This is a genomic window from Bacillus sp. FSL K6-2944 (genome assembly GCF_038005385.1).
In the GTDB taxonomy this organism is placed as follows: Bacteria; Bacillota; Bacilli; order Bacillales; family Bacillaceae_G; genus Bacillus_A; species Bacillus_A cereus.
Genome location: NZ_JBBOTE010000001.1, coordinates 632,230 through 653,699 on the forward strand (window position 1 = coordinate 632,230; position 21,470 = coordinate 653,699).

Consider the following 21,470-nt stretch of genomic DNA (forward strand, 5'->3'; position numbering starts at 1 on the left):
AGCAGTGATTCTTTTTAGGTGTTGGTGTTTTTGAAATAGTCAAAGAATGAATCTTAATTCACATATACATAAAAAAGGGGAATTTCTATGAAATCATTACGTTTATTTATGATTCTCACTCTTGTTGTATTGTTAAGCGCGTGCAATACAGCGACACAAGTTACAAAGGTTCAAAAAAATGGCGAAACGACTTTAAAAATTGGTTCTCTGCAAGGGTATTACGATGTACAAACACTTAAAGCTGAAAAAGGAAATGTGGAAATCCCTTATGAAGCAGCTGTTGAAGAAGGTACGATTTTATTACAAGTTACAAAAGATGATAAGGTTATTTATGAAGAAGAAATCACTTCTCAAAAAGAAGGTTTGCTTTCTTTTGAAGCTTCAAAATCCGGATCATATGATTTAATTGTACGCGTGAAGGGTGAAAAAGAGAAAGCAAAAGAAATTCAAATACATACTAAGCTATGAAAAAACGGTAAGTGGAGTGCACCCGCTTGCCGTTTCCATTTTCAGTTGATTCTGTCACAACATATGTTTATCAATTTAAGAGGTGATCTGCCGAAATTCCTAATGAAGTTAAAATAAGAGATCAACAAAAAATATGTTACAACCTTGGCGTGGTAGTAACGGAATTTATAACTCTCTTTTACACGATAAAAAGACTGGGTTTGATACATTTTTATTCGAAAGAGATGTAGATGGTAAAAAGCAAGTAGTAGTATTTAGGAGAAGGGACATAAGGTGATGCTCTTTTTGGAGAAGGTGTACTAGATCTTACTACCGATATTGATTATATATGGGGGGAAATAAGTTGAAAAGCATTGAAGTTCTAAATACATATATTGAAGGGAGTTCTGTTTCAATCCCTACGTGGTTAAAGCATCTAATTGAGGCAGAGGAGATACATCAAAATTATGAGAATGTACAAGTACTTGGTGCATTAAAAACAGATGCGGTGTTGTACTATGTACACCGTACGCTGCAAGTGTTGGATGGACTGTCTTTAGATGAAGAAGCATATCGTATTATTGAAAAGGTACTAACGTATAGTGAGCTTGCAAAGGTAGGATCTTTAAAACAGCGGGAGCAATGGAAGAAAAAAGGGATTAATCTATTGGTACATAACGAGGGTTCTGCTGATATCTTTAGTGATATTCAGTTTATTGAACGTGTAGAGACAAACTTAAACTCTACTGAGTATTTGTTTATTCAAGATTTAATTAGAACACATGGATTAATCGGGCAGTATATACGCGGGGAGGCTCGTTTGGACTCTCATGTTGATTTAATTAACACATATAAAGAAGAATACGGAGACGTTAGGTTAAAGGAGATTCTATACTATCTTAACCAATGCATTATTGAGGGCGTATCAAAAGCTTTGTGGAGTGAAGTGAAGAACGATGTGAAGATTACAATTGATGGTCTGTTTGATGGTTATATGGAGCCATTTACTTCTCGTATACATAGACTCACGCCAAAACATAAGGAGTCAGCATTTGAAAAAGATATAATTATGGGGAGCGAGAAGAGTGACGTTCAAACATTCCTATCTAATAAGGATTTGTGGTATGTAGAACCTTCTATGCATGCTCTTAGCTTTGAGGATATTTGGACAGTTTTTGTTATGTTAAAGAATGAGATAGGCACTAGAAAAGTTCAGCATATACATTTCGAGAAATTGATGCAGCAGCTACATTATGATTTCAAAGGCGAAAAAAAGGACAACGTGTATCGTAAGCGAGTTATTGAGAAGTATCTACGGGAGTACCGTGAGAACGAGAAACCGAATACAACGCATGTTTCTTTTCAGGTTAAAGTCGATGAAGATATGAAGACTGCGTATGTGTCGTTTCGGTTTTCTGCTGTAGGTGAGGCGTTAATTACCTTCTGTGTAGAGGCAGAAAAGATAGATATGATGCATGCTCGGGCAAATGTGCTGCTGTTTGATTTCTTCGGGTTACGAAAGGATGCATATGATAGATTCCATAACGAAGAAGTGTATCTGGAGCATATGAATAGCTCGGCTGATGATAAACGAATTATTCTTGATTATATAAAGGGAGATACGATTGTAGATGTCGGAGCCGGTGGTGGTGTCATGCTAGACATGATTGAAGAAGAGACCGAGGATAAACGAATCTACGGTATCGATATTTCCGAAAACGTGATTGATACGTTGAAAAAGAAGAAGCAGAACGAGGGGCGTTCTTGGAACGTCATTAAAGGGGATGCAATCAATTTAAGCAGCTCATTTGAAAAAGAATCGGTTGATACGATTGTATATTCTTCTATCCTTCATGAGCTGTTCTCTTATATCGAGTATGAAGGTAGGAAATTTAATCATGAAGTAATTAAAAAGGGGCTGCAGAGTGCTTATGAGGTGTTAAAGCCAGGAGGCCGTATTATCATTCGTGATGGCATCATGACCGAAGATAAAAGGTTAATGCGAGTGATTCGTTTTAAAGATGCAGGCGGAATGAAGTTCTTAGAGCAGTATGTCCAAGAATTTAAGGGGCGTATAATCCAGTATGAGGTACTTGCAGACAATACAGTCAAAATGCCTGTTAATGATGCAATGGAGTTCTTATATACGTATACTTGGGGTGAGGATTCCTTTGTTCATGAAGTGCAGGAGCAGTTTGGAATTTTTACGCCAAACGACTATAAGGACTTCGTAAAGGGTATCTTTGGAGATAAAGTAAATATCGTTCAAGCTATGAACTATTTGCAGGATGGATATACAAACCATCTTAGCGAGAAAATCGAGTTTACAGATGAGTCTGGGAATGCTGTTACGCTACCAGATAGTACGTTCTTTATGGTTTTAGAAAAGAGGTAATGATGTTGAAAGACTTTAAAAATATAATTTTAAGAAACTTAATTTAATAGTCTTCAGTTAAATAGCGTATTTTTAGAGTAATGAAAAATTCCTAATTTCTTAACTTTATACCGAGAAACATATCCAAGTGGGGTATTGACGATTAAAACCGGGAATATTAGAACAAATTCGCTAGCTGAAATCTATCGAAACTCCCCTGTTTTTCAAAATCTTCGTAATCCTGACAAGTATAAGGGAAAGTGTGGTGTTTGTGAGTTTCGATATGTTTGTGGGGGATCTCGTTCTAGAGCATATGCAATGACGGGGGATTATATGGAAAGTGAGCCTTTCTGCGTATACGTACCAAAAGCATTGCGAAAACAGAAAAAGAACATAAAAAAGGGCTATGAGTAAAAGCTTACTCACAGCCCTTTTTTAATGTTTTATAATGTATAGTACTTCGCATCCGTCATTAAAAATTCGCTACCTATAACTGTTGTACTGAAACAAGTTTTTTACACATGTATTCTACTAAACCGATTTTAATAAAGAATAAAAATTCGTATCATAGGGAATGTCATCTTGATACATATAATTTTTTAGAACTCCTTCTTTTTCAAAACCTAGTTTTAATAGCACTTTATTGGAAGCTTCATTTTCAAGAAATACAATTGCCCCAATCCGCTTTAAATGAATCGTATGGAAACCGTATGATATAACCTCAGAAACAGCTTCAGTCGCATATCCTTTTCCCCAGTGTTCAGGCAAAAAGGCATAACTTATATTGGCTCGTTTATGCTCAGAAGACCAATCGTGAAAACCAATGGTACCGATGAGTTCTTTCTTGTCTTTTAATTCGATTCCCCATTTTATACCGTTTCTTGCATTGTAACTCAACTTAAAGTTATGAATGATTTGTTTCACTTGATCAACATCTTGTAACGGTTTTTGGCCATAATAGCGCAGTACATTAGTATTAGAAAAGCATTGTAGTATACGCGGTGCATCTTCTTCGGTAAGTTCTCTTAAAATAAGTCTTTCAGTTTTTAATAAAGGAAACATATTTTCGCTCCTTTTCACATGAAAATAGAATGTATTTGTTATTATATAATTTAATCTGAAAATAAAGATTATTCAAGGTGTAAGGGTAGATTTGATTTATGATAAACTTAGATGTGGAATATATTTCAAAAAAGAGGTTTGGAAATGGAAAAAAATTCGATATTAATTGTAGATGACGATAAAGATATTATTCAATTTATTAATGTGAATTTAAAACAAGAAGGTTTTAAAGTTTTTAGTGCTCATAACGGAGAAGAGGCTTTAGAAATAATAAATAATAACAGTATTCAACTTGCTATTTTGGATATTATGATGCCTCAAATGGATGGTATAGAACTTTGTAGAAGGATTAGAGAAAAACATAGTTTACCAATTATGTTTTTAAGCGCGAAATCATCGGATGTAGATAAGGTAATTGGATTTAGTACTGGGGCAGATGATTATATTGTGAAGCCGTTCAGTACAATTGAATTTATCGCAAGAGTGAAAGCTCAATTAAGAAGGTATACATATTTCAATCAAAATGCTCCCCAAGTAATGGAAAAGAAAATAAATATTAGAGGTTTAGAAATAGATGAAGTGTCGAGAACAGTAATGTTATATGGAGAAAGAATCAATCTTACGAAAACTGAATATGATATTTTTCACTTAATGGCAGCTGCAAGGAATCGTGTGTTCACAATTGAAGAAATATATGAGAGCGTTTGGAACGAAAGAGCCTATGAAAGTAATAATACAGTAATGGTTCATATTGCAAGATTGAGAAATAAAATTGAAGAGAATCCAAAAGAACCGAAGTTTATTCAAAATGTTTGGGGAGTCGGATATAAAATTGAAGATTAAATCATTACAAGGCATTAGAGCTAAGTTTTTTATCGCATTCATATGTAGCATCTTGTTAGCGACTGTAAGTATAATAGTGTTTCAAATTTTAGTTGGAAATATATATAGTCAGGTTAATGTTTTAGAGGAAAAATATTCATTTTTATATTTTATAGTTTTTTTGATTTTTACTACAACATACTTTGCATGTATGACAAAAACACTGATGAAAAGGTTGTCTCAAATTAACAAGAACCTGAAGGAAATAAGTGACGGTAATTTTGAAATACATATACCTATTTTGAAAAATGACGAGATTGGTGAACTAGCGGCAAATGTTAATAGAATGGCGAAAAGCTTAAAAGAGTCTATCGAGAATGAAAAAAAATCACAGGAAATGAAAAATGAAATGATTAGTAATATTTCTCATGATTTACGAACGCCAGTAACATCTTTAATCGGTTATGCGGACCTGTTAGGAAATAAACTTCATTCGAATGGAGAGGAATGTGAACAGTATGTAAGTATATTAAAGCGAAAAAGTTATGAATTAAAACATCAAATAGATGATTTATTAGAATACTGTCAAATAAATTATAGAGAGATTGAATTACATAAAGATGAAGTAGATATGAAAGCATTAATTGAACAAATCATGATTGACTTTGTACCACAATTAGATGATGCTAATATGAGCTTTTATATTAAAAGTGATGAAGTGCTGCATGTAGAAGTTGATGTAGCACTTATAGTGAGACTATTTGAAAATGTAATAGGTAATAGTATTATGTATGGAAAAGATGGAAAGGAAATTGCAATTGAAATTTCCAATAAAACAATGAATGTTGAAGTAGAAATTAAAAATTTTGGACAATGCATTCCGAAAGAGGACCTTCCTTACGTTTTTGAGAAATTTTATCGTAGTGAAAAATCACGTAGTTCTCATACGGGCGGGAAAGGAATAGGACTTGCAATTTCAAAAAGTATAGCCGATCTCCATCAAGGGGATATCACTGTACGTAGTAACGATAAAGAAACAGTTTTTACTGTGAAATTACCGCAGTATAAAAAAGTAAGAAAGTCGTAAGTATTTCTTTTATATGTTGTAATTTTTACTTTGTATCATTGAGAAAAAGGATATGAGAGTAGGGATGCGACATGTGGAAGAAATTTTTATTAGTAATTATAGTTTCTTTTTTAATTATAAGTTGGATCTTAGTTTATGTAGCTAATGGTGTTACATCAGTTTTTGTTTGGTGGAGTATTCAGGCTTTTAGTTTTATTTCAGTTTTCCTTTTGGTAGGATCAGTAATAATATTTTTTTGGAAAGGCATTTTTAGAAAACGGATAGATAGAACGCTATTTTTAATCATTCTGTTTTCTATCATTGGAGCTTGGCCTGTCGGTTGGTTTGCTAATATAGGTAGAATTGCTTATCCAGCAGATATACAATCTATGAGTCCTAAAGCAGTAGTTCGTTTTCCTTTGAATGAGCGAGCATTAATAGGTTGGGGTGGTGATCGGTTAGAAATGAACTATCACGTTATAAAACCAAATGAAAGGTGGGCATATGATATTCTCATTCCACCTGCTGAAGTGAAAAGTAGTAAGTTAGAGGATTACGGAATATATGGAGCGAAAGTAATGGCACCAGCTTCTGGGACGGTTGTATCAATTAATAATAATGAACAAGATTTAGTTCCGGGATCGGATAATTTTCAGTCAATGGCTGGGAATCATATTTATTTACGACTAGATGAAACGGGCACATTTTTAATTCTTGCCCATTTAAAGAAAGGATCAATTAATGTGAGAGAAGGACAACATGTAAATGAAGGAGAATTTCTTGCTCAAGTCGGTAACTCAGGAAGTTCAAGTGAGCCGCATTTACATATTCATCATCAAAGGCAAGATCCGTCCAAGGTAAGTATGTTTTTTGCGGAAGGATTGCCACTTTACTTTCGAACTGAAAATGGTGTCATGATGCCGGAAAGAGGGACATACACAAGTGGTAACTAGAAGAAAATCATTTCATCCAAAAAGGGTACTCCAAATTAAAATTGGAATACCCTTTTTTCATTACCCTACAAATGTTTGATACAGTAAGAAGATATTTAAAACGATAACGAGTGCTGCAATTATCCAAGCGATAAATGTTGTTATACGGTGGTTAACGAGTGCACCCATAATCTTTTTGTTACTTGTAAACATAATAAGTGGCACTAGTGCAAATGCAATACCGAATGATAAGACGACTTGGCTCATGACTAGAGCGTAAGTTGGATTTACACCTAAAGCGATAATAACTAATGGTGGAATCATTGTAATAAATCGGCGTAAGTATAACGGAATATGCATGCGAATGAAACCTTGCATAATAATATCACCCGACATTGTACCGACAGAAGAGCTAGATAGTCCTGCTGATAAGAGCCCAATTCCAAACAAAGCAGCTGATACAGGACCTACTAAGTTGGTAAATTGAGTGTAAGCAACATCTAAATCTTCAACGTGCAAGCCGTTTTTAAAGAATAGTGCAGCAGCAACAATTAACATACTTGCATTAATTGCTCCAGCAATAACCATTGCAATAATAATATCGATAAATTCGAAACGAAAAATCTTTTTCTTTTGTTCGTCAGTTGTTCCGACCACACGGCGTTGTGTTAATGCAGAATGCAAGTATATTGCATGTGGCATAACTGTCGCACCTAAAATCCCTGCTGCAAGTAATATACTGTCTACACCTTGGAATTTTGGAATAAATAGTCCTGAAAGAAGGGGACTTAATTCTGGTTTTGCATAAAAAACTTGAATCCCAAAAGCAATTACTACAATGAAAATCATTCCTGTAATAATAGCTTCTAGTGGACGAAATCCTCTACGTTGAAATTCAAGGATAATAAATGATCCGACTGCTGTAATTAAAGCGGCAGGTAGCATCGGGATTCCAAATAGTAAGTAAAGCCCCAATGCAGCTCCAATAAATTCCGCTAAATCTGTAGCCATAATAACTAGTTCACCTTGTATCCATAAACCGATAGACACAGGCTTTGGAAAGTTTTCACGAGCTATTTCGGGTAAATTGTTTCCTGTAGCAACTCCTAATTTAGCTGATAAAGTTTGGATTAATACAGCCATTAAGTTAGAGGCGAGTATAACCCATAATAGTAAATATCCATATTGTGAACCAGCTGCGATATTTGTAGCAAAGTTGCCAGGATCAATATAAGCAACGGACGCTATAAAAGCGGGTCCTAAAAATGGTAACAGTCTTTTCCAGCCTTTTGTTTCTCCACTTAAAGCTAAGTGAGCTGATTGTACGGTTGTACTTTCAGAAGGGAGATGTTCATCTTTTGTTATATCTTTATTCATAGTAGTTTTCCCCTTTAAAATGTTAACTTGATGAAATTATTGTATTTATTCTTACTCATTATTTCAATACATTTAGATATGTTATATGATAATTTCATTTGAACACGAAAGTTTCCTTAATGCAAATTATATGCCTTTATGCAATGGATGGTGTGATAACGTAAAATAAATTGGGAGTTTATGGTGTGATGACGTGGGGAAACATAATAAATTAAAGGGTCAATTTTGAAATTTATGTGAACATAAAGCCGATAATCCAGCATATTAATTGATGGAATTGCATTTGTATGATATATAATATATTGGGATTACAACATAACCATAGTGTTTTGATGTGTAATCTTGTTTTTTATTTTTGTTAACTGATAGAAAATAGTATAAAGAAAAGAAAATGGGATTCATTTTCTTATTATATATGTTTTGATATGAACGTTAACTTATACATGATTTTAAAAATTAGATAGGTGGTAGAAATACATTGGCAACTACAAAACCATACAGAGTATTACTATATTACATGTACACAACAATTGAAAACCCAGAAGAATTCGCGGCAGAGCATTTAGAATTTTGTAATTCACTTGAATTAAAAGGAAGAATTCTTGTAGCGAAAGAAGGTATTAACGGAACTTGTTCTGGAACTGTAGAACAAACAGAGAAATACATGGAAGCAATGAACAATGATCCACGTTTTGACGGTATCGTATTTAAAATAGATGAAGCTGATGGTCATGCATTCAAGAAAATGCATGTGCGTCCTCGTCCAGAGTTAGTTACACTTCGTCTAGAAGATGACATTAACCCACACGAAATAACTGGGAAGTATTTAGAGCCAAAAGATTTTTATGAAGCAATGAAACAAGAAGATACAGTTATCATTGATGCACGAAATGATTATGAGTTTGATTTAGGTCACTTCAAAGGTGCGATTAAACCTGATATCGAATCATTCCGTGAATTACCAGATTGGATTCGTGAAAATAAAGAAGTACTTGAAGGTAAAAAGATTTTAACTTATTGTACAGGCGGAATTCGTTGTGAGAAGTTTTCTGGTTGGTTAGTTCGTGAAGGCTATGAAGATGTAAGTCAGCTTCACGGCGGAATTGTAATGTACGGAAAAGACCCAGAGGTACAAGGTGAGCTTTGGGATGGACAATGTTACGTGTTCGATGAGCGTATTGCTGTACCAGTAAACCAAAAAGAACATGTTATCGTTGGTAAAGACCACTTTACAGGTGAACCTTGTGAGCGCTATGTAAACTGTTCAAATCCAGAATGTAATAAGAAAATTTTATGTTCTGAAGAAAACGAAGCGAAATATTTACGTGCATGTTCTCATGAATGTCGTGTAAGTCCACGTAACCGCTACGTAATACAACATGAATTAACGGAAGAGCAAGTAGCTGCTGCATTAGAGCAAATCGAAGCAGGGAAGTAAACTGAATTCGTATAATAAAAGGGGTACTCCAAGTTTTATTTTGGAGCACCCTTTTTTTATTATCCGGTCCTGTCATTTGTCGGTAAGTCGATATATTAAAAAAATCGCTGATATATTTCGAGTTGCGCCGATATAATCGGAAAATCGCTCATAAAAATTTCACTTAATGCAGCGCGCCAAGAATTTGAAAATAACCTTTTTTAATTTTTATCTTCTTTCTCTTTAACGGCAGAAAGTACAGTTTGTTTTACCCAAGCTTTTCTTCGTTTATGCTGTAGACCCCATTGGTATAAACTTTGGGCTCCTAAAATAAGTGAAATGACAATGCCGCTAATCGCAATTAATAGAGCGAAAAATTCAAGAGGTGACGATATTTTGTTTGAATCGGTGTTTCTTAAAAGGTCAATCATAGTAAACCCTAACATTTGGCCCACTACAGAGTAGAGCGTTAAAATTAATAATAAGAGGCTATCTTTTTTAGAGGCGACATTTTCTTGATATTTAAACAAACTATCAAGATTTTGTTTCGCGTTCGAGTATAGAACCTCAATATTAAAAAGTTTTCTTAAACGAAAGAAAATATCTTCACTTTGTGATTGGGATACTAATTCTAAAGAAAAATAATTAGCAGTGAACGAATTGATCGAATAAATTAATTTCTCTATTTCATTAGTATCTTGTTCAATGTTTAGCTCAGCATAGGCGTTAGCCATTTTTAATAAAACAATTTTATGGAATAGGTTTAATAATAAAGCGTAATAAAATTCTCCGTACATTTGACTAGCAAGTTTAGCGATTTTACGTTCTCCTTCATTTGTTACACATGTAAAAATATGTTCTTCCATTATGAAATAACGATTTGGAGCCCATCTCTGGTAAGCGTGTTTTTTTAAATAGTCATGAATGTAAGGAAGGTTATTTGCGCTCACATATGGCTTACCATCACTTGTTAATCCGGAAAGACTAGAAGTACGATAAACATCCACTTCATTAAGCTCCATACCTTCTTTTAGTGACAATAAAGTTTGGACGTACATTCTTTGGTCTTCGAAGAAAGGGAAGGTTTGAAAGTATGAACTTCTTAATCTCTTCTTTTCAAAGAAATCAGTTACACCATAAAATAAATAACCAAAAATGAATTTTTCAACTTGGGAATACTTTTTTCCGTTACATTCAATACAAATAGTCTCATTTGTATCATTTTTAGTTTCAAGTACACGGAAGCGAGCAGCGAATTCGATTGCTTCAGATAAAGTCATGTTTGGAGCAGTGTTTACTTCTGTTCGAATTGTTAAGAAGCCAAGTTCATAAGGACAAAGTGTGACATCAATAGAGTGTATCTTGAATGGAATTGAAATAAGGTTTGTTGTTAAATGTCCAGTTAAGTTAAGGTCCTTTGAATAACGTTGCAAGCCCTTTTGATGCTCTGAGTGAGGAAAGAGAATTTTATTTGTAAATGAAAGATAGTATGCTTCCATATTTTGATGTGAAACTTTAAACTCCCCATAATATGTATTTTCATCATCGAGATGATCGAGCCGAAAAGGACGAAAATCGTTTTTTTGTAAGAAAGGGAACATCTCTTGTTCATATCCAGCTTTAAACGAAAACGGGAATATAAATTGAAATATAGCTGTTGCTACACCTTTTTCCTCAATTGATTGTATTGCCTCCATCTACATTGTGTCCTTTCCATATATGCTATAGAAACAACATGCCCAAATTTATTTGAAAATAACCACTCTTTTATACTCAATTGAGAGTGAAAATTCAGCTTATTTAGTAGAGGACATGTATAATGTTATGTATACTAAAAGTTATAAAATTGTATTTTGAAAAGGGGCATGCTGTATGAGGATTTTAGTATTAGGCGCTGGTGGAGTCGGAGGATTTTTTGGTGGCAGATTAGTCGAGAAGGGAGAAGATGTCACGTTTCTTGTTCGTAGTAAACGGAAAAAACAATTAGAGGAAAGAGGACTTGTAATCCGAAGTGTTAACGGGGATTTTTCCTTCCAACCGAAATTAATAACGAAAGAAGAGAGAACTTCTCCATTTGATGTTATTTTATTTTCAACAAAAGCGTATCACTTAAACGAGGCTATTCAAGATTTGAAGCCGTTTGTTGGCGATAATACTGTAATCATTCCATTGTTAAATGGTATCGCTCATTTATCACTACTACAAAAAGAATTCGGCGAAGAAAAAGTAATTGGCGGTTTATGCTTTATCGAGACGACGTTAAACGATCAAGGAGAAATTGTACAAACTAGCGCTGCCAACAGACTTGTGTTTGGAGAAATTAAGTCTCAAAATTCAGAGAGAGTAAAGCATATTTCTAAAGCATTTTCAGGTACGAAGTCTAGTTTTGTTTTAAGTGAAAATATTACGCAAGATATGTGGCATAAATATTTATTTATTACTGTAATGTCAGGTGTGACAACGTTAATGCGTGCACCAATTGGACCAATCCGTGAAAGTGAAGGCGGCCGTGATTTTATCCGTAATGTGTTTGAGGAATCTGTACAAATCATGAGAGTATTAGGAGCTCCAGTAAAGGCTAATATTGCCCAGGAACATATGAAAACGATTGATAAAATTTCGTATGATATGAAGTCATCAATGCAACGTGATATGGAAAAGGGTTCGTTTATTGAAGGGAAGCACTTGCAAGGATATTTACTGGATGTAGCAGAGAAATTTTCTATAGCGGCACCATTATTAGAATCTATATATCAAAATTTAAAGGTGTATGAAGAGATGACCTTTAACAAATCTGTAATAGAATTAGATGTATGAAAAAATAAAAAAGATAGCAATATATAAGTGTATTGCTATCTTTTTTATTTTTTGTATGACAAATTATTTATTTCTTTTCGTTCTATCTGTCAAATTTATTTCCTGTTCACGTTTACCATATAACTGATTAATTTCATTTGCTACTGCATCTAAATATGAATCGGAAAAAATAGGCTTCTTTTCTTTAGACATATGGGTCTCCTTTGCGGATTTTTAATATTCATTATGTATATTTCTCAGCGGATTATGCGCAATCATTTTAATTTTTTTCTTATTAAAAATTTTTGTTTACTTTTTGAAAATAAAGGAGTATTATAATCCACAGTTTCAATTTTCTAAATCGCTGAAACCGCATGGTACGGGGGACCCGTTTTTACGGATTAGTACATAATCCGATGGGGTGAATCCTTGAAAAAGGTAGGGCTACTCATAGGCCCGAATCCGACAGCTAACCTCGTAAGCGTTATATTGAGAAGGAAGGTGGAGCTTGTGCGACAAAAAAAATAATGTCTACAAGTCTATTTCGCTATGGCTTGTAGACATTTTTTGTTTTCTGAGGAAATCGTTTACTGGCTGTAACAAGCAGAAAAGTTCGTACAAAATTATTGGAGAGTGGACAGCATTGGTTTCATCTATTAAAAGATTTTTAATTGGAAGACCGTTAAAATCAACAGAGCTTGGAGAACAAAAGCTTAATAAAACGAAAGCTTTAGCTATTTTATCTTCTGACGCATTGTCATCAGTTGCTTACGGTCCAGAACAAATTTTAATTGCTTTAGCAGGTGTGGGAGCGATCGCTTATTGGTATTCCATTCCGATCGCTGTTGGGGTATTAGTATTATTGACAGCCCTTATTTTATCTTATCGTCAAATTATTTTTGCTTATCCGCATGGCGGGGGAGCGTATGTTGTATCAAAAGAAAATTTAGGGATGAATCCAGGCTTAATTGCTGGAGGATCTTTATTAGTCGACTATATTTTAACTGTTGCAGTAAGTGTATCTGCAGGTACAGATGCGCTAACATCTGCTTTTCCTAGTTTACATGCACATAATGTAATCATTGCGATTATATTTGTTATATTTATTACGATCTTAAATTTAAGAGGAGTAACGGAATCGGCTTCTGTTTTAGCATATCCTGTTTATTTATTTGTTTTAGCCCTATTTATATTAATTGGTGTAGGCATATTAATATTTTGACTGGTCACGTTTCACCAACTTTACACACGCCGATCGGAACGCCGGTTGCAGGTATTAGTTTGTTTTTACTGTTAAGAGCATTTGCATCAGGTAGTTCTGCTTTAACAGGTGTTGAAGCAATTTCAAACGCAATTCCGAACTTTAAAGATCCTGCGCCAAACAATGCTGCAAAAACATTGCTTGCAATGGGTGCATTACTTGCTGTGTTATTTTCAGGAATTGTATTTTTAGCTTATTATTACGGAGTGACGCCGAGTAAAGAAGTAACAGTTGTTTCTCAAATTGCTGAACAAACATTTGGACGTAATTTCATGTACTATTTCATACAAGGTACAACAGCTTTAATATTAATTCTCGCAGCTAATACAGGCTATTCTGCATTTCCTTTATTAGCGGTTAACCTCGCAAAAGATAAATTCATACCGAGAATGTTTACGATTAGAGGAGACCGTCTAGGTTACTCAAACGGTATTATAATACTTGGAGTTGCTTCGATTATTTTAATTGTAGCTTTCCAAGGACAAACAGAACATTTAATTCCGTTATATGCAGTAGGGGTATTTATTCCATTTACACTTTCTCAAACAGGGATGGTATTAAAGTGGCTTCGCGAAAAACCTGAAGGATGGGTTTTAAAATTAACGGTTAATTTAATTGGTGCAGTTATTAGTTTTATCGTAATGAGCATGTTCTTTTTAACTAAATTTGCACAAGTTTGGTCGATTCTTATTTTCTTACCTGCTATTATCTTCTTGTTTCATCGAATTAAGAAGCATTATGATGCAGTGGGTGATCAATTAAGTTTAAAAACTTGTGAACCTCTTATTCCAATTGAGGGGAATGTAATTGTCGTTCCTGTAGCAGGTATGACGCATGTAGTAGAAAATTCATTGAACTATGCGAAATCTCTTTCTGCAGATCAAGTTATCGCTGTATATGTTGCTTTTGACAGAGAAGAGGAAAAGAAATTTGAAGAGAAATGGAAGGTGTGGCAACCTGAAGTAAGGCTTGTTACATTACATTCTCATTATAGAAGTATTATTCAGCCGTTAACGAAGTTCATTGATACAGTGCAATATAAGGCAAGTGAATCGAATTACCGCGTTACGGTCGTTATACCACAGTTCATTCCGAAAAAAGGTTGGCATAACATTCTTCATAATCAATCCAGTTTACTCATACGTGCGTATTTACTTTATAAAAGAAATGTTGTTATTACGACAGTTCCATATCATTTGAAAAAATAAGAAGATTTTTTAAGGATAGTTTCGTGAAAATGAAGCTATCCTTTTTGTGTATATGCTATGCATAATTGCATACGGGGTTAAAAATTATATCGATATAATTTTACCGGTTGTTTGCAAGTAGTGTTTTCTGTTGTGATATGTAGATATTTCAATCGATAAAGTGAATCGGATTATATTTTGAAATAAGGACATGAAAGCTTGAAAATAAAGGGAATGAAAATACTTCTTTACGTTATATAAACAGCTGTGTTTAAATGACCTTACAGTACAAAACTTATATGAAAACAAAACGAAATTTCATATTTACGTATGTTGTTTAGTTTAAAATGAATAATATTTTTATGTAATATATTCACTGTGTGAATGTGGGAATTTCGATGAAATAGAAAATTTATACAATATTATTCATACTAAACACATATGAAAAGTTTTATAACAATAAGTAAGTACTGTAGCAATAACAGTTGGGAGAGATGGTTCATACATAGATCACGGTGAGAACGTTCTCTATTTTAACCATCTCAAATTATGGGCAAGAAAATAGAATAATAAAATGCGATAGTAATAGTTGCTAATACATAGGAGGAGTTAAAGTGAAAAAGACTTTAATTACAGGGTTATTGGTTACAGCAGTATCTACGAGTTGCTTCATTCCTGTAAGCGCTTACGCTAAGGAGGGGCAAACGGAAGTGAAAACAGTATATGCGCAAAATGTAATTGCTCCAAATACATTATCCAATTCAATTAGAATGTTAGGATCACAATCACCGCTTATTCAAGCATACGGATTAATTATTTTGCAACAGCCAGACATTAAGGTAAATGCGATGAGTAGCTTAACGAATCATCAAAAGTTTGCAAAGGCGAATGTACGAGAGTGGATTGATGAATATAATCCGAAGCTAATTGACTTAAATCAAGAGATGATGAGATACAGCACTAGATTTAATAGCTATTATAGTAAGCTCTATGAACTAGCAGGAAACGTAAATGAAGATCAGCAAGCAAAAGCAGATTTTATGAGTGCATATGGAAAATTACAATTGCAAGTACAGAGCATCCAAGAGAGTATGGAGCAAGATTTATTAGAGTTAAATCGATTTAAAACAGTATTAGACAAAGATAGTAACAACTTATCAATTAAAGCCGATGAAGCAATAAAAACACTACAAGGATCAAGTGGAGATATTGTGAAATTAAGAGAAGATATTAAAAGAATTCAAGGAGAAATTCAAGCTGAACTAACTACTATTTTGAATAGACCTCAAGAAATCATTAAAGGTTCTATTAATATCGGTAAACAAGTATTTACAATCACAAATCAAACTGCACAAACGAAAACAATTGATTTTGTTTCTATCGGTACTTTAAGTAATGAAATTGTAAATGCTGCAGATAGTCAAACGAGAGAAGCAGCTCTTCGCATTCAACAAAAGCAAAAAGAGTTATTACCACTTATTCAAAAGTTATCACAAACTGAAGCAGAGGCGACTCAAATTACATTCGTTGAAGATCAAGTAAATAGCTTTACAGAATTAATTGATCGTCAAATTACAACTTTAGAAACGTTATTAACGGATTGGAAAGTTGTAAATAATAATATGATCCAAATTCAAACGAATGTTGAAGAAGGCACGTATACAGACAGTAGTTTACTTCAAAAACATTTCAATCAAATTAAAAAAGTAAGTGATGAAATGAATAAGCAAACAAATCAATTTGAAGATTACGTTACAAACGTTGAAGTACATTAAACAGAAAAATAATTAGCGATATAGGGAGAGAAGAAAAATGACAAAAAAACCTTATAAAGTAATGGCTCTATCAGCACTGATGGCAGTATTTGCAGCAGGAAATATTATGCCGGCTCATACGTATGCAGCTGAAAGTACAGTGAAACAAGCTCCAGTTCATGCGGTAGCAAAAGCTTATAATGACTATGAAGAATATTCATTAGGACCAGAAGGCTTGAAAGATGCAATGGAAAGAACAGGTTCAAATGCTTTAGTAATGGATCTGTATGCTTTAACAATTATTAAACAAGGTAATGTTAACTTTGGAAATGTATCGACTGTTGATGCAGCTTTAAAAGGAAAGGTGATTCAGCATCAAGATACAGCTAGAGGAAATGCGAAGCAATGGTTAGATGTATTAAAGCCACAGCTTATTTCAACGAATCAAAACATCATTAACTACAATACGAAATTCCAAAACTATTATGATACTTTAGTTGCTGCAGTTGATGCAAAGGATAAAGCGACTCTTACGAAAGGCTTAACTAGATTATCAAGTAGTATTAATGAAAATAAAGCGCAAGTGGATCAGTTAGTAGAAGACTTGAAGAAATTCCGAAATAAAATGACTTCGGATACGCAAAACTTCAAGGGTGATGCAAATCAAATTACATCTATATTAGCTAGTCAAGATGCAGGAATTCCGCTTCTGCAAAATCAAATTACAACGTACAATGAAGCGATTAGTAAATATAATGCAATTATTATCGGTTCATCTGTTGCGACAGCTCTAGGACCAATTGCAATTATCGGTGGTGCAGTAGTTATTGCTACGGGTGCAGGAACACCGCTAGGAGTAGCATTAATTGCAGGTGGTGCAGCAGCTGTAGGCGTTGGTACAGCTGGAATCGTATTAGCGAAGAAAGAGCTTGATAATGCACAAGCAGAAATTCAAAAGATAACAGGACAAGTTACAACTGCGCAATTAGAAGTAGCAGGATTAACGAACATTAAAACACAAACAGAGTATTTAACAAATACAATTGATACTGCAATTACAGCGTTACAAAATATTTCAAACCAATGGTACACAATGGGATCAAAATACAATTCTTTACTTCAAAATGTGGATTCAATTAGTCCAAACGATCTTGTTTTCATTAAAGAAGATTTAAACATTGCGAAAGATAGCTGGAAAAACATTAAAGACTATGCAGAAAAGATTTATGCTGAAGATATTAAAGTAGTAGATACGAAAAAAGCATAATCGAATACGAATCGTTAGGGCGTTAAGTGTTGATGAATGATTTGAAGCTCCTGTTCAGTTGTGAGCAGGAGCTTTTGATATCCTTATAAAGAGAATAGGTGAAAAATATGCAGAAACGATTTTATAAAAAATGTCTTTTAGCGGTAATGATTGCTGGGGTGGCAACGAGTAACGCATTTCCTTTACATCCTTTTGCAGCAGAACAAAATGTAACGGTGCTACAAGAAAATGTGAAAAACTATTCTCTTGGACCAGCAGGATTCCAAGATGTAATGGCACAAACGACATCAAGCATATTTGCAATGGATTCATATGCAAAATTAATTCAAAATCAACAAGAGACGGATTTAAGTAAAATAAGTTCGATTAATAGTGAATTTAAAGGAAATATGATTCAGCATCAAAGAGATGCAAAAATTAATGCAGCATATTGGTTAAATAATATGAAGCCTCAAATTATGAAAACAGATCAAAATATTATAAATTACAATAATACTTTTCAATCGTATTATAATGACATGTTAATAGCGATTGATCAAAAGGATAGCGGAAAATTAAAAGCGGATTTAGAAAAGTTGTATGCAGATATTGTAAAGAATCAAAATGAGGTAGATGGATTATTAGGAAATTTGAAAGCTTTTCGCAATAGAATGGCGAAAGATACAAATAGTTTCAAAGAAGATACAAATCAGTTAACAGCGATATTGGCAAGTACGAATGCTGGTATTCCAGCTCTAGAGCAACAAATAAATACATATAACGATTCGATTAAAAAGAGTAATGATATGGTCATTGCTGGTGGCGTACTTTGTGTAGCATTAATAACATGTCTTGCTGGCGGGCCAATGATCGCGGTTGCGAAAAAAGATATCGCAAATGCAGAAAGAGAAATCGCTAATTTAAAAGATAGAATTTCAGGAGCGCAAGCAGAAGTCTTAATTTTGACTGATGTAAAAAATAAAACAACAAACATGACAGAAACAATTGATGCAGCAATTACAGCACTACAAAACATATCAAATCAATGGTATACAGTAGGTGCAAAATATAATAATTTACTACAAAACGTAAAAGGAATTAGTCCGGAAGAGTTTACGTTTATAAAAGAAGATTTACATACAGCGAAAGATAGCTGGAAAGATGTAAAAGATTATACAGAAAAATTACATGAAGGCGTGGCGAAGTAAACAGTGGACTAGTTCTGCTGTTTATTTTTTTATCTTGTTTTTTTGTAAGGGTTGAACTTGCAATTATATATAAGTTTGTCATGTATTTTTATATTTTTTATAAATTCTAAAAGGACATTCCCTATTGTTGGTATGATAGACAGAAACTGTTTTTTTAGAACAGGAGACAATAAATAGGGAAAATAACATTAGGATTATTAGTTATATTTCTACTTATATTTATGTACATGTCTTTAGTAGGAGATGAGAATATGGGTTCCTTAACTCCTAATCTGATTTCAAAGGAAAAATATTTAGAAATTGATTCTGTTGCTGGAGGTACATTTAGAGATTATGGTCAAGAAGCAGAAGCAGTGTTTGAAAAACTAAGTAGTCAGAAAAATGTTGAAACAAAAAAGATTTTTTGAGGAAGAAATTTTTGAAGAATCATTATAGACTTTTACTTTATTAGTATTAACTGAAACTTATTCACTTAATTTCCTATCAGAAATTATAAAGTGAAAACAGAACATGAAATACGCAAAAAATATCACAGGGCAGATCCTCAAAATATTTCAAAATCCACCCTGTGATCATATACTCATTGACAAGTGAAAATAATTAATACCCTAAAATATCTACTTCAGCTGCTGAAGCAAATCCATTCTGTCCTTTCGTTACTTCCACTTTTACATACTTTGCAGTAACTGGGGTAAATGTTGCCGTTTTCTTATCACTATTATTTTCCCATGTTCCTGATGATATTTTGTCATACGTAATGCCATCTACACTCGTATAAATATTGTAAGTTAAAATACGGCCATTTTCTGACCAATCTTGCCTTGGAAGATATGCCAATTGTGAAATGGTACGTGTATCACCAAGTTCTAGTGTCAAATTGTAAGGATATTGATTTGGTGTCCAAGTACTATGCCAAAATGTATCTGTTTTTCCATCTATCGCCTTACTAGCTGAGCCCGTTGATTCCTCACTATTTGCACTTGCCTTCATTATTTTTTTTGACAATACAGCAAGTGGTTTAACAGGTTTAGCATCCGTCGCTTCCCATATAGGTGCAATTAATGTTGGATTGTTTAAAGCTTCTACTTTTTGTCTCGTTTCTTGTGTTGCTTTCAATCCCCATTTATCAAAGAATGGCAGTACATTTTGTTTTGCTATTTTCGATGTATTGTAAATAAATGCCTGTATTTTATCCTCGTCTGTTTTGGGAAGTTGATCCTCTGGTATCTCACGATATAATTTGTGGAGATTTGGATAAAAATCATCCCCATATGCCAAATGAAGTTGCCAAAGCATAACAAGTTTTACAAACAGGTCGTCAATATTTTTATATTCCTTATTTGTTTGTTTTAAATACGCAAAAGCTCTATTATAATCTCCCTCTGTATCTAAACGTGTTGGTATATTTGGGTATATTTTCTTGAATGCAGCTAAAGAATATAGATTATTAGTTACTTCACCCATACCTCTTAAATCATTCCACGTCCATGGATATTGTTGTCGTGCATGTCCCGCTTCATGCATTTGTCCCCACCCAAACTCATTGACATTTAAAGTACTTTTGATAGCTTTACCAGCAGTCGTAAAGACGGCTCCATCCCAACTTGCATACATGCCCCAACTTTGTGCGTTAGGATTTTCTACAAAGGCCCAAATACGACGAGTTGAACGATGTAAAGGATTAGGATCTGTTTCAGATAGCCCTGCTAACTTGTCTTGCGCTCGAATCATTTCATCATATTTATTTAATAGGGGCACAGGATCTTGATTTACAATATATTTATTGGCACTATCACGAGTTACAGTTAGCACCGCTCGTTCTGATTTCAATTGTACTGCATGTGCATTTGGATAGTTGTTCATCATGGCAATCCAGTCTGCTTTTGTGTGTTTCCCTAATACAAAGAAAGGAATAGGGCTACCGCCTTGCGTTACTTGCACCTTAACTGTTCCTGTGCTTTGAAAATTATCTAACCCTAATACGCCGCCGTTTGGTGAAGAGATGGTATTAGAGCCAGGTGAAAGATCAATTTCTTTTCCCCATTCTTTATCATATTGATGTGTCCCAATAATGGCTCTAATCTTTTGCGTTCCTGATACTGTAATTGTAACCTGTTCATTAGGTTTCACATATATGCCTGTTGGCATATAATTTTTTTGCTCACTTCTTTTTTCTCTTTTTGCTTCATCCCAAAAACTTCCTGTACCTGGAAGGTCAAACTCTCTTTGTTCAAATTGAGTTGCAGTTTGTGCAGTTTCAGCATGTACATCTAAATTGTTTGACATAATAGGTGTAAATAACGTGGTTGCTAAAATAGCAGATGTTGCAAACACCTTTATAGTTTTTTGTAATCTACAATTCTTTCTTCTGTTCATATAGATCAGTCCCTTCGTTAAAATTCATTATTACTTACATACGAAATATCAGTTTTTTCACTAATGCCGAAAGTGGATTTTTTAAATTCACACTTATAAAAAAATGTTGATGATATTTTTAGATGAGTAAAAAAAAGCATAGTAA

General features: G+C 33.9%; 16 protein-coding genes, 2 pseudogenes and 1 riboswitch. Of the genes and pseudogenes, 13 read left to right on the forward strand and 5 right to left on the reverse strand.

Features of this window, described 5'->3' with window-relative positions:
• Positions 1-87 precede the first annotated feature (87 nt).
• The 3 genes and pseudogenes from MHH55_RS03345 to MHH55_RS03355 form a co-directional block, all read left to right on the forward strand.
• Positions 88-468 carry a BA_1872 family lipoprotein gene (locus tag MHH55_RS03345; RefSeq protein WP_000838922.1) on the forward strand — a complete coding sequence of 127 codons (381 nt, stop codon included), beginning with the start codon at positions 88-90 and terminating at the stop codon, positions 466-468.
• Between the two features lie 328 nt (positions 469-796).
• Complete coding sequence (locus tag MHH55_RS03350) at positions 797-2,842, forward strand: class I SAM-dependent methyltransferase (protein ID WP_002025623.1); 2,046 nt, start codon at positions 797-799, stop codon at positions 2,840-2,842.
• A gap of 117 nt (positions 2,843-2,959) precedes the next feature.
• Positions 2,960-3,235: pseudogene (locus tag MHH55_RS03355) on the forward strand (SPASM domain-containing protein); the annotation flags it as partial.
• A 117-nt stretch (positions 3,236-3,352) separates the two neighbouring features.
• Here MHH55_RS03355 and MHH55_RS03360 read toward each other — a convergent pair.
• A complete protein-coding gene (locus MHH55_RS03360; RefSeq protein ID WP_000484221.1) occupies positions 3,353-3,883 on the reverse strand; it encodes a GNAT family N-acetyltransferase in 531 nt (176 codons plus the stop codon).
• 144 nt (positions 3,884-4,027) lie between these two features.
• Between MHH55_RS03360 and MHH55_RS03365 the strand changes: the two genes are divergently transcribed.
• The 3 genes from MHH55_RS03365 (at position 4,028) to MHH55_RS03375 (ending at position 6,724) form a co-directional block, all read left to right on the forward strand.
• Positions 4,028-4,726, forward strand: coding sequence for a response regulator transcription factor (locus tag MHH55_RS03365; protein WP_000414514.1), 699 nt, complete (start codon positions 4,028-4,030; stop codon positions 4,724-4,726).
• The gene (locus MHH55_RS03370; protein WP_162837403.1) at positions 4,692-5,792 is read left to right on the forward strand and encodes a HAMP domain-containing sensor histidine kinase; all 1,101 of its coding nucleotides are present in this window, start codon (positions 4,692-4,694) and stop codon (positions 5,790-5,792) included. The genes MHH55_RS03365 and MHH55_RS03370 overlap by 35 nt, the downstream gene beginning before the upstream one ends.
• A gap of 71 nt (positions 5,793-5,863) precedes the next feature.
• Complete coding sequence (locus MHH55_RS03375) at positions 5,864-6,724, forward strand: M23 family metallopeptidase (RefSeq protein WP_065382332.1); 861 nt, start codon at positions 5,864-5,866, stop codon at positions 6,722-6,724.
• 60 nt (positions 6,725-6,784) lie between these two features.
• On the opposite strand, the gene MHH55_RS03380 is transcribed toward MHH55_RS03375, so the two are convergent.
• Entirely contained in the window at positions 6,785-8,080 is a 1,296-nt protein-coding gene (locus MHH55_RS03380; RefSeq protein ID WP_078186188.1) for an Nramp family divalent metal transporter, read from the reverse strand.
• Between the two features lie 478 nt (positions 8,081-8,558).
• On the opposite strand from MHH55_RS03380, the gene trhO reads away from it, so the two are divergent.
• Entirely contained in the window at positions 8,559-9,518 is a 960-nt protein-coding gene (gene trhO / locus MHH55_RS03385) for an oxygen-dependent tRNA uridine(34) hydroxylase TrhO (RefSeq protein ID WP_078187340.1), read from the forward strand.
• Positions 9,519-9,718: 200 nt separating this feature from the next.
• Here the strand turns inward: trhO and MHH55_RS03390 are convergent, their stop codons facing one another.
• Positions 9,719-11,194 (reverse strand): hypothetical protein, encoded by a 1,476-nt coding sequence (locus MHH55_RS03390; protein WP_000387436.1) that lies wholly within the window; start codon positions 11,192-11,194, stop codon positions 9,719-9,721.
• Between the two features lie 175 nt (positions 11,195-11,369).
• Here MHH55_RS03390 and panE point away from each other — a divergent pair, with 175 nt between their 5' ends.
• Positions 11,370-12,314 carry a 2-dehydropantoate 2-reductase gene (gene panE, locus MHH55_RS03395; RefSeq protein ID WP_001221892.1) on the forward strand — a complete coding sequence of 315 codons (945 nt, stop codon included), beginning with the start codon at positions 11,370-11,372 and terminating at the stop codon, positions 12,312-12,314.
• A 63-nt stretch (positions 12,315-12,377) separates the two neighbouring features.
• Here panE and MHH55_RS03400 read toward each other — a convergent pair whose 3' ends face one another.
• Entirely contained in the window at positions 12,378-12,506 is a 129-nt protein-coding gene (locus tag MHH55_RS03400) for a hypothetical protein (protein ID WP_000031873.1), read from the reverse strand.
• A 139-nt stretch (positions 12,507-12,645) separates the two neighbouring features.
• A riboswitch (cyclic di-AMP (ydaO/yuaA leader) is annotated at positions 12,646-12,792 on the forward strand.
• Between the two features lie 255 nt (positions 12,793-13,047).
• Between MHH55_RS03400 and MHH55_RS03405 the strand changes: the two are divergent.
• From MHH55_RS03405 to MHH55_RS03425, 5 genes and pseudogenes are all read left to right on the forward strand, one after another.
• Positions 13,048-14,762: pseudogene (locus tag MHH55_RS03405) on the forward strand (APC family permease).
• A gap of 593 nt (positions 14,763-15,355) precedes the next feature.
• Positions 15,356-16,516, forward strand: a complete 1,161-nt coding sequence (gene nheA, locus MHH55_RS03410; RefSeq protein WP_078187342.1) for a non-hemolytic enterotoxin NHE subunit A — start codon at positions 15,356-15,358, stop codon at positions 16,514-16,516.
• 37 nt (positions 16,517-16,553) lie between these two features.
• Positions 16,554-17,762: a non-hemolytic enterotoxin NHE subunit B gene (gene nheB / locus MHH55_RS03415; RefSeq protein WP_078187343.1), complete on the forward strand. Its 1,209-nt coding sequence runs from the start codon at positions 16,554-16,556 to the stop codon at positions 17,760-17,762.
• A 107-nt stretch (positions 17,763-17,869) separates the two neighbouring features.
• Positions 17,870-18,949 carry a non-hemolytic enterotoxin NHE subunit C gene (nheC, locus tag MHH55_RS03420; RefSeq protein WP_001171994.1) on the forward strand — a complete coding sequence of 360 codons (1,080 nt, stop codon included), beginning with the start codon at positions 17,870-17,872 and terminating at the stop codon, positions 18,947-18,949.
• 227 nt (positions 18,950-19,176) lie between these two features.
• On the forward strand, positions 19,177-19,356 hold the full coding sequence (locus MHH55_RS03425) for a hypothetical protein (protein ID WP_025687226.1): 180 nt from the start codon (positions 19,177-19,179) through the stop codon (positions 19,354-19,356).
• Positions 19,357-19,549: 193 nt separating this feature from the next.
• Here the strand turns inward: MHH55_RS03425 and MHH55_RS03430 are convergent, their stop codons facing one another.
• Positions 19,550-21,325, reverse strand: coding sequence for a M60 family metallopeptidase (locus MHH55_RS03430; RefSeq protein WP_078187344.1), 1,776 nt, complete (start codon positions 21,323-21,325; stop codon positions 19,550-19,552).
• Positions 21,326-21,470 lie beyond the last annotated feature (145 nt).